Origin of the sequence: Ruminococcus callidus ATCC 27760 (assembly GCF_000468015.1) — a bacterium.
GTDB lineage: Bacteria > Bacillota > Clostridia > Oscillospirales > Ruminococcaceae > Ruminococcus_C > Ruminococcus_C callidus.
In genome coordinates this window covers 21,345-29,424 of sequence record NZ_KI260360.1, presented here as the reverse complement: position 1 = coordinate 29,424, position 8,080 = coordinate 21,345, and the positions used below count along the sequence as shown (strand labels likewise).

Here is an 8,080-nt window from a genome sequence, read left to right as displayed (position 1 = left end):
TGTCGCACAATCTTTGTGCGGTATTGCCCTAAAATTTATTCTGCCATTTCCGGCAGGTTGTTGATGATTTGTACCAAGAACCGGAGCAAAACGGTTGCGTCGTTGGTATCTGTCATGCCGTCGGCATCGCAGTCTGCGTTCTGCCGTGCAGTATCATTCAGGGTTACCACGCCGGCAGTCGCCTTGTTCAGCAGCACTGCGTCTGTGATGTCTACTCTGCCGTCCAGATTCACATCACCATACAGCACCTGTCCCAGCACTTCGGAAGAAGATGCAGTTGTCTGAGCTGTAGTTTCTGTGGTGGAGGCAACGGTTTCTGTGGTGCTCTCCGAAGAAGCGATTTCACTTGTGGTGTCTGCCGCAGAGGAAGTGGTTTCTGTTTCTGTGGTCGTGGTTTCTTCTGTGGTCGTGACTGTGGTTTCGGTCGTGCCGGACTGTCCCAGCACCTGAATGGTCAGAACAACGTCCGGACAAGTGGCAAATGTCACATGCAGGGTGTGCTTGCCCTCTGTCAGGGTTTCCAGATAGGAGCGATTGAAGCGGAACTGGCTGCCGTTGACAGCGTAATCCGTTCCCTGCTGCAATGCATTTCCGTCCTCGGTAATGCCGGTCAGCACATGTCCGTTAGTGATAATGGTAAAGATGATGTCTGTGGGATCCTGCGGATCAAAGGTCGCTTCTGTTTCTGTTGCTTCTGCATCGGGTACCGTGACCGTACCGTCATGGTACAGACCGATGTCATCGAAATACCATACACCGGTTCCCGGATTGCCGTTCTGTCCGGTGTAGAGAGAGAATTCTTTCACACCGCTCAGTGTCGGAGTTTCTGCGGCAGTGCCCCATTGCTGCACATAGAAGTCTGAGAACGGGATCTTTACCTCTGTCCAGCCTTCCTCGGCAGTAACTTTCTGAACGCTCTCCCAGTATGCACCGGCACCGTCCACAAACTGGAATGTAGTTTCGCGGTTACTGCCGTCCGACAGGATCCAGAAGCGAATGCCGTCGAAGCCGGTCCAGTCTGCACTGCCCAAGTTCTTGGTAGCACCGCAGTAGCCTGCACCGCCGTCTGTTACGCTGTAGTCGTATTTCAGGGCAGCCTTGCCGTTCTTTACATGTTCGGTGTCCAGCGAAAGGGTCAGGCTGTCACCGCTGGAATTCTGCTGATATGCTGCGGCAACTGCTTTGCTGTCTGCATAGCTTTCGAAGTCGTCGATCACGCTGCGGGACTGTTCCTCCGCAGTGGAATCGTACACGCGAATCAATGCGGTCGGCTGTGCACCCTCGGTGGTAAGCAGCGTTACCTTGTGATTGCCCAGTTCCAGTGATTGCAGTGCATTTTTCGAAATGGTAACTGTAGTGCCGCTGATGCTGTAGTCGGTGTCAGCAGTCAGTGCGGTGTCGTCCAGCTGTAGTCCGGAGATGCTGCCCAGTTTGATCGTTGCCTGCAAGGTCACATCTTTCGGGTTCACAATGTCAAAGTCTGCCTTTTTCGGAGAAACGCTGTTCTGTGCATTGCGGGCATTCATACGCTCTGCATGTGCCATAATGACATCACGTGCATCATTGGTTTTCGGGTAATCCCGAAAATAAACGGTATAGCCGTCATAGTCCTGATACAGGCTGCCGCCGTCCATGGAAGCCAGCATCCAGTAGTTGGTTCCGGCGAATTCTACGCCCTCGTAGGTGTTGCCCTCGAAAATGTTGAACCAGTCTGTATAAACATCGGCTCTTTCGCCCTGGTCTTTCCAGCCGAATTCTTCTGCGATCAGCGGCTTATTCATTGCCGCGGTGTCCTCGCCGTGCTTCTTGAACCAGAATTCGCCCTGCTCCTTGGTCAGTCCCCACTGGTCGCAGTACACATGCAGAGTGCCGAAGTCAATATCCGGAATCGAGGTCAGCTGTAAATAGTCCATACCGGAGCTGCCGTGGTATACATACTTGTGGTCGCCCTCCGGAAAATCGTTGTAACCATAGTTATAGAAGCCTTCGTCACCAACAGCCAGCATGTGGTTGTCGTCGATAGACTTCACATAGGCACTCATTTCGGTTGCCCACTTTACAACGGTGTTGTTTTCACAGCCCGCATCGGATTCACAGCGAGGTTCATTCGCCAGTTCCCATGAGAAGATCGTGGGATCGTCCTTGTACTTTACGCCGGTATATACGTTCTCATGATTGAGCAGTGTCTTGATGTAATCCTTATACCAGCCCTTAATGGTTTCATTGGTGTAGAAGTCATCGTGACCGCTGACATTTTCCCCTGCCAGCTTTGCCCACTGGACATACTGTCCCATGCCGCCGAATGCTTCCCAGTTATTTGTAAAGGTGATCAGCAGTTTGATACCTTCCTGCTCTGCCTTGTACAGTGCATAGTCCAGCTTCTGCAAGCCGTCCTCGCCTTCGTTGACGACCGGTCTGCCCAGATCGGCATCGAAATACTGATAGTACACGCCTTCCTTTTCGCCGGAGCCATCTACGTTGTCGGTGAATACGGTGTAACCTTTATCAGAAACCTTATCCGTTTTCACACCGGCATCTAAGTTGCCCCATGTGCGGACAACTTTCAGTCCCATTTCTGCGGCATCTTCCAGCACTGCATCTACGCTTTCCTTCGGCTTGAAGTTCAGATAGTAGTTATTGGTGCCGGCATAGTAGAATGTAGAGCCATCCAGCATGAACTGGGTGCCGTTGGTGGTAACGAATCCGCTGCGGGTATCAGCTGCATTTACGGTGAATGATGATGCAAACGGCATCATTACGGTGCTGCAGCCGAGAACGACACTGCTGATTGCTGCGATCCATTTCTTCTTCATTTTGGTTCCTCCTCATAATAATTCCAAAAGAGTGTTATCCCTGTTGATGCATAAATTCCAGATTCCGGTCGATCAGATCACACCGCTGCTTGACACAATCGGCACTGCGAAGCGGGTCCTGCGGGGTGTGAAAGGCGTAATCCAACAGTCGCTTGATGTCGGTAGTGGCAACGTGCAACCGTGTGTCTGATGATGCATAATAAATGTATACCGTGCCGTCCGGACGAACGATCGCACCGTTGGTGAACACCACGTTGGAAACATCGCCCACCCGTTCTCCGCCCAGCGGAGCCAGAAAATAGCCAGACGGTTCGGCAATCACTTTCCACGGCTCGTGCAGGTCTGTGACAAATACATACAATACGTAGCGAAGTCCCGCTGCCGTATTCCGCACGCCGTGTGCCAGATGCAGCCAGCCCTGTTCCGTTTCGATAGGCACCGCACCGGCTCCGTTTTTGGATTCGGTAATGGTGTGATACTTCCGCAGGCTGGTCATACGTTCTTCTTCAATCACCGCATGGGTGATGTCCTCTGCCAGTCCGAACCCGATACCGCCGCCGGAACCAGTTTCAATGAAGCCGTCCATCGGTCTGGTATAAAACGCATACTTCCCGTCTACGAATTTCGGAAGCAGGCAGACGTTCCGCTGCTGGGGGCTTTGCTTGGTCACCAGATTCGGCAGGCGTTCCCACGTGTTCAAATCCTTGGTGCGGACAATGCCTGCTGCCGCCACTGCCGCTGACAAGTCGGCAGGATCTTTGGCACTGGATTCAGAACAGAACACGCCGTAGATCCAGCCGTCCTCGTGCTGAGTCAGCCGCATGTCATAGACATTAGTTTCGTCCGGATACAGATCCGGCAGCACAACGGGCTTTTCCCGAAAGCGAAAATTGTCGATGCCGTTGGTGCTCTCTGCAACCGCAAAGAAGCTTTTGCGGTCATTGCCCTCTACCCGAACCACAAGACAATACTTGCCGTTCAGATAAATCGCTCCGGCGTTGAACACTGCGTTGACTCCCAGCCGTTCCAGAAAAAACGGGTTCGTTTCCGGATTCAGATCGTACCGCCAGTGCAGCGGCACATGGTCACGGGTGAGCACCGGATTTTTCCACCGCAGGTAGATACCATTATAAAAAGAAGATTTCTCATTTTTGCGGCGGAGCAATTCCTCCTGCTTCTCTTTCTGCCGCAGATATTCAACATGATACATCTGGATTCCTCCTTATGATCTCCATACACATTCTGCCGTTATGATACGGACACTTCCACGGATCAACAATCGTCAGCTTTTTCACCGGTTTGCCGGTGATGTCCACTTTCCAGAACCATTCGCTGTTTTCCCGCGAGTCCACCAGCTGCCGCAGAATATACTTCCACACTTTCGCGGCAGCTTCTCCGTACTGTTTCTGTTCAGGGTGTTTTTCCAGCATGTGGACAAATCCAACGATCGCCTCTGACTGCACCCACCAGATCCGGTCTGTATCTGTCACACCTTTTTCGATTTCGTTGCAGACGGCTTCGCCGTCAAAGCCGCGTTCCAGCACAGACTGTGCCAGCACATCGGTCATGCGGTGTACCTTTTCAGACAGTGCCGCATCTCCCAGCAGGTCACAGCCCCAGTCCAGCAGCCATGCACTTTCAATATCGTGTCCGTAGCTCTGGAGGTCGATCAGACTGTGGTAGTCCTTGTCAAAGAATACCTCCTGCCGGCGTTTTTCCGGTTGGAACATATGCTTTCCCCAGATGTCCAGCAGGGCACGCAGTTCTGTTGCCACTTCCGGTGCCTGCGTCGCCTGATACAGTCCGCTGTAGCCTTCAAAAACATGGAGCAGGGTGTTCATGGTACGCTCTGCCATAACACCGTTTTCGGAAAGCTTTTCGTTAGATTCCGGATTCCAGAAACGGTCATAGGCTTCTCCATAGCCGCCTGCATCGCGGCAATGGTTTTCCACGCACTGAAGCAACTGATTCGCCGCAAACAACGCCTCCGGATTTCCGGTCAGCCGATAATAAGCAGACAGGGCGTAGATCGCAAACGCCTGATTGTAAGTGTGCTTGGTGGTGTCCAGCGGTTTTCCATCAAAAGTCACCGACCAGTACACGCCGCCGGCTTTGCGATCCATGCAGTACCGCATCAGAAACCGGTACGCATGATCTGCCGCCTGCCGCAGGTCCGGACGTTTCAGCAGCATTGCCGCTTCGGAAAAAAACCAGAGGATCCGGCTGTTAAGAATACAGCCCTTTTCGGCTTTTTCATTCCGCCGCAGGTTCAGATCCACATAACTGACAAACCCGCCATAATGATCGTCCTGCAGCGACAGCCAGAACGGAATAATTTTTTGTTCCAGCATCATTTGCACTTCTGCGGTCAGTTTCATGCCCATCCCTCCTATTGTTGGCATATCTGCAATTATCGTCTGCCCTCGCTGCAGTCATCATCACAAGCCGCATCATGGGACTGAATGTATTCGACTACAGTCTGTACATCAGTAAACGCCAGACCCACATAGCTGTCTGCACAGCCATAGTAAATCGCAATTCTGCCGGTGTCGCCGTCCTGCAGGGTGGCACAGGGGAAACAAACGTTCGGCACAAAGCCACGTTCTTCGTACCACTGTTCCGGCGTCAGCAGGAAGTTCTCACAGCGGTATTTCACCCTGGACGGTTCGTCCAAATCCAGAATGGCACCGCCGATGCTGTAGACGAATCCGTTACAGGTATTGGTAACACCATGGTAGAACAACAGCCAGCCCTCACTGGTTTCGATTGGTGCTGCTCCGCCGCCAATTTTGGTGTTTTCCCACCAGCGGCTGCTCTTGCCCATAACATGGCGGTGGTGTCCCCAGTATTCCATGTCTTTGCTTTCGCTCAGGAAGATGTCCCCGAATGGGGTGTGTCCGCTGTCACTGGGACGGGACAGCATCAGATATTTGTCGTTGACCTTTCGCGGGAACAATACCGCGTTCCGGTTAAACGGCAGGAACGGATTTTCTACCCGCACAAATGTCCGGAAATCGGTCGTCTTTGCCATGCCGATCGCTGCACCATATGCGTCCTGACACCAGATGACATAATAGGTTCCGTCCACTTCTACCAGTCGGGGATCGTATGCGTAGATCGGCTGAAACGGCTCGCCGTTCTCATCTACAAACTGGATCTTATCCGGTTCGAACTCCCAGTGGATTCCGTCGCGGCTTCTGCCGAAGTAGATAAACGGAATGCCGTTCACCTGCTCTCCGCGGAACACACCCACATAGGCACCCTGATAGGGAATCACAGCACTATTAAATATGCGGGCAACATCGGGAATCGGATTGCGGGAAATGATAGGGTTTTCGGTATAACGCCACACCGGTGCAGAACAGTTTCCCGGTCGGTTCTGCCACGGAATATTCGGCAGGCTGGCTGCCTGTGTCAAAGTCGGGTTCATATATATTGCCTCCTATTATTCCTTTACAGCACCCATTGCCATGCCGCTGTAGATCTGTTTCTGACAAAACAGGAAAATAATCAGAATCGGAATCATGGTGATAATTACGCCGGCACAGATATACTGATACTGGCTGCCCATAGGTCCGGTGAATGTGTACAAAGAAGTGGATACCACCTGATACAGGTTCTTGTCCTGCAAGTACAGGTTTGCCATATAGTATTCGTTGTAGGTGCCGACACCTTTCAGAATCGCACTGGTAACGATCGCCGGTTTCAGCAGCGGCAGCAGGATTCGGAAGAATACGCCGAAATAACTGCAACCGTCCAGAATTGCCGCCTCGTCCAGTGTCTTTGGCAAATTCTCGAAAAACTGCAAAAAGATATAAATGGCGATAACATCAGTCCCCAGCATCAAGAAAATATAGCCGTAAAGCGTATTGACCAGATGCAGAACCGTCATGATCTGATAGACGGTGACCTGTGTGGCAATTCCCGGGATCAGTGCCGCAACCATGAACAGATTGCGAATCAGATGATTGCCGCGGAACTGGAATCGGTTCAGCACATACGCCAGCATGGCGGAAATCATGGTACTGCCCACCAGCACACAAACCAGAATCAGAAAGCTGTTGAGAAACGCTTTTCCCATGTCTGCCTTTTCCCATGCCACCTTGAAATTCTCAAAGTTCAGCCAGCTTTCCGGCAGTGTCATAACACTGGTCGTGCGGTATTCTTCATCGTTTTTAAATGCCGTTGTCACACAGCTGACGATCGGCACCAGTGCACAGAATGCACCCAGCAGCAGAATCGCATACTGTAGAATCTGCTTCGGCAGTTTTTTTAGAAAGACGTGTCCCTGTTTCATTTTCTCGCCCTCCTCTTACTGGTGCGAATACCAGAATCCAACTTCTTTTCTGCCAGCTTCTGCACAGCACTGACCAACAGGATCAGCACCAGCAGTACCACTGCCATTGCCGATGCCAGACCAACCTTCTGGTTGGCGTGTGCCAGCTTATCCATCAAGACAAAATAGGTCGATGTTCCGAAGCCGCCGTCTGTGATTACATAAGGGATTTCGAATACGGACAGCGAACCGGAAATGGCGAGGATCATATTCAGTACTACGATCGTGCGAATGGACGGCAGGATAATGTAACGGAACCGATGCCATGCGTTGGCACCGTCAATGGCTGCGGCTTCGTACTGAGTTTTGTCTACGCTGGCAATTGCTCCGATAAACAGTACCATGTTTTGTCCCATGTACCGCCAGATAGAAGATGCCACCAGCACCCAGTTGTTGATGCGGATATCTTTCAGCCAGAACGGCAGCATGTCTTCAGGAATTCCCAGCAAGCCCAAAATGGAGTCCAGCACGAATCCGTGGGTATAGAAATACTTGAAAATGAATCCCACGGCAATGCCGCAGACCAAACTCGGAAAGTACAGTGCTCCGCGGAAAAAGTTTCCGCCTTTTGGATTAAAGCTGAGAATCGTTGCAAACAGCAGTGCCAATGCCAGCTGCACAACGGAACCAACCATATAATACAGGCTGAGTTTCAGGGCATTGAAGCAATCATCTCGTGTGAAAACGTCCACATAGTTTTGCAGTCCCACAAACTTTCTGGCACCGATATATTTCATGTCGTAAAAGCTGAACTGCACCATTTTGAAAAACGGCAGATATGTAAACAGTACCAGCAGGAACAATGGTACAAACAGAAATGTCAGGGTCACTACCACTTTCTGTACATTCACATTGGACCATTTCAGCTGCCGCTTTCGTTTGGACAATCCGACTTCTGTATGATGTGCTGCCATGTCCATGCACTTCCTTT

The 8,080-nt window shown here is 51.5% G+C and carries 6 protein-coding genes; all 6 read right to left on the bottom strand.

Annotated elements, in window-relative coordinates:
* Positions 1 to 35: 35 nt before the first annotated feature.
* The 6 genes from RUMCAL_RS14475 to RUMCAL_RS05550 are packed head-to-tail and all read right to left on the bottom strand — an operon-like array spanning position 36 to position 8,063.
* Positions 36 to 2,813 carry a CIA30 family protein gene (locus tag RUMCAL_RS14475; protein ID WP_021681649.1) on the bottom strand — a complete coding sequence of 926 codons (2,778 nt, stop codon included), beginning with the start codon at positions 2,811 to 2,813 and terminating at the stop codon, positions 36 to 38.
* Positions 2,814 to 2,847: 34 nt separating this feature from the next.
* Entirely contained in the window at positions 2,848 to 4,023 is a 1,176-nt protein-coding gene (locus RUMCAL_RS05570; RefSeq protein ID WP_021681648.1) for a glycoside hydrolase family 130 protein, read from the bottom strand.
* Positions 4,010 to 5,191: an AGE family epimerase/isomerase gene (locus RUMCAL_RS05565; protein ID WP_040647167.1), complete on the bottom strand. Its 1,182-nt coding sequence runs from the start codon at positions 5,189 to 5,191 to the stop codon at positions 4,010 to 4,012. The genes RUMCAL_RS05570 and RUMCAL_RS05565 overlap by 14 nt, the downstream gene beginning before the upstream one ends.
* Before the next feature lie 32 nt (positions 5,192 to 5,223).
* Positions 5,224 to 6,243 carry a glycoside hydrolase family 130 protein gene (locus tag RUMCAL_RS05560; protein WP_021681646.1) on the bottom strand — a complete coding sequence of 340 codons (1,020 nt, stop codon included), beginning with the start codon at positions 6,241 to 6,243 and terminating at the stop codon, positions 5,224 to 5,226.
* A gap of 15 nt (positions 6,244 to 6,258) precedes the next feature.
* Positions 6,259 to 7,110 (bottom strand): carbohydrate ABC transporter permease, encoded by an 852-nt coding sequence (locus tag RUMCAL_RS05555; protein WP_021681645.1) that lies wholly within the window; start codon positions 7,108 to 7,110, stop codon positions 6,259 to 6,261.
* A complete protein-coding gene (locus RUMCAL_RS05550; protein WP_040647165.1) occupies positions 7,107 to 8,063 on the bottom strand; it encodes a carbohydrate ABC transporter permease in 957 nt (318 codons plus the stop codon). The genes RUMCAL_RS05555 and RUMCAL_RS05550 overlap by 4 nt, the downstream gene beginning before the upstream one ends.
* Positions 8,064 to 8,080: the final 17 nt, after the last annotated feature.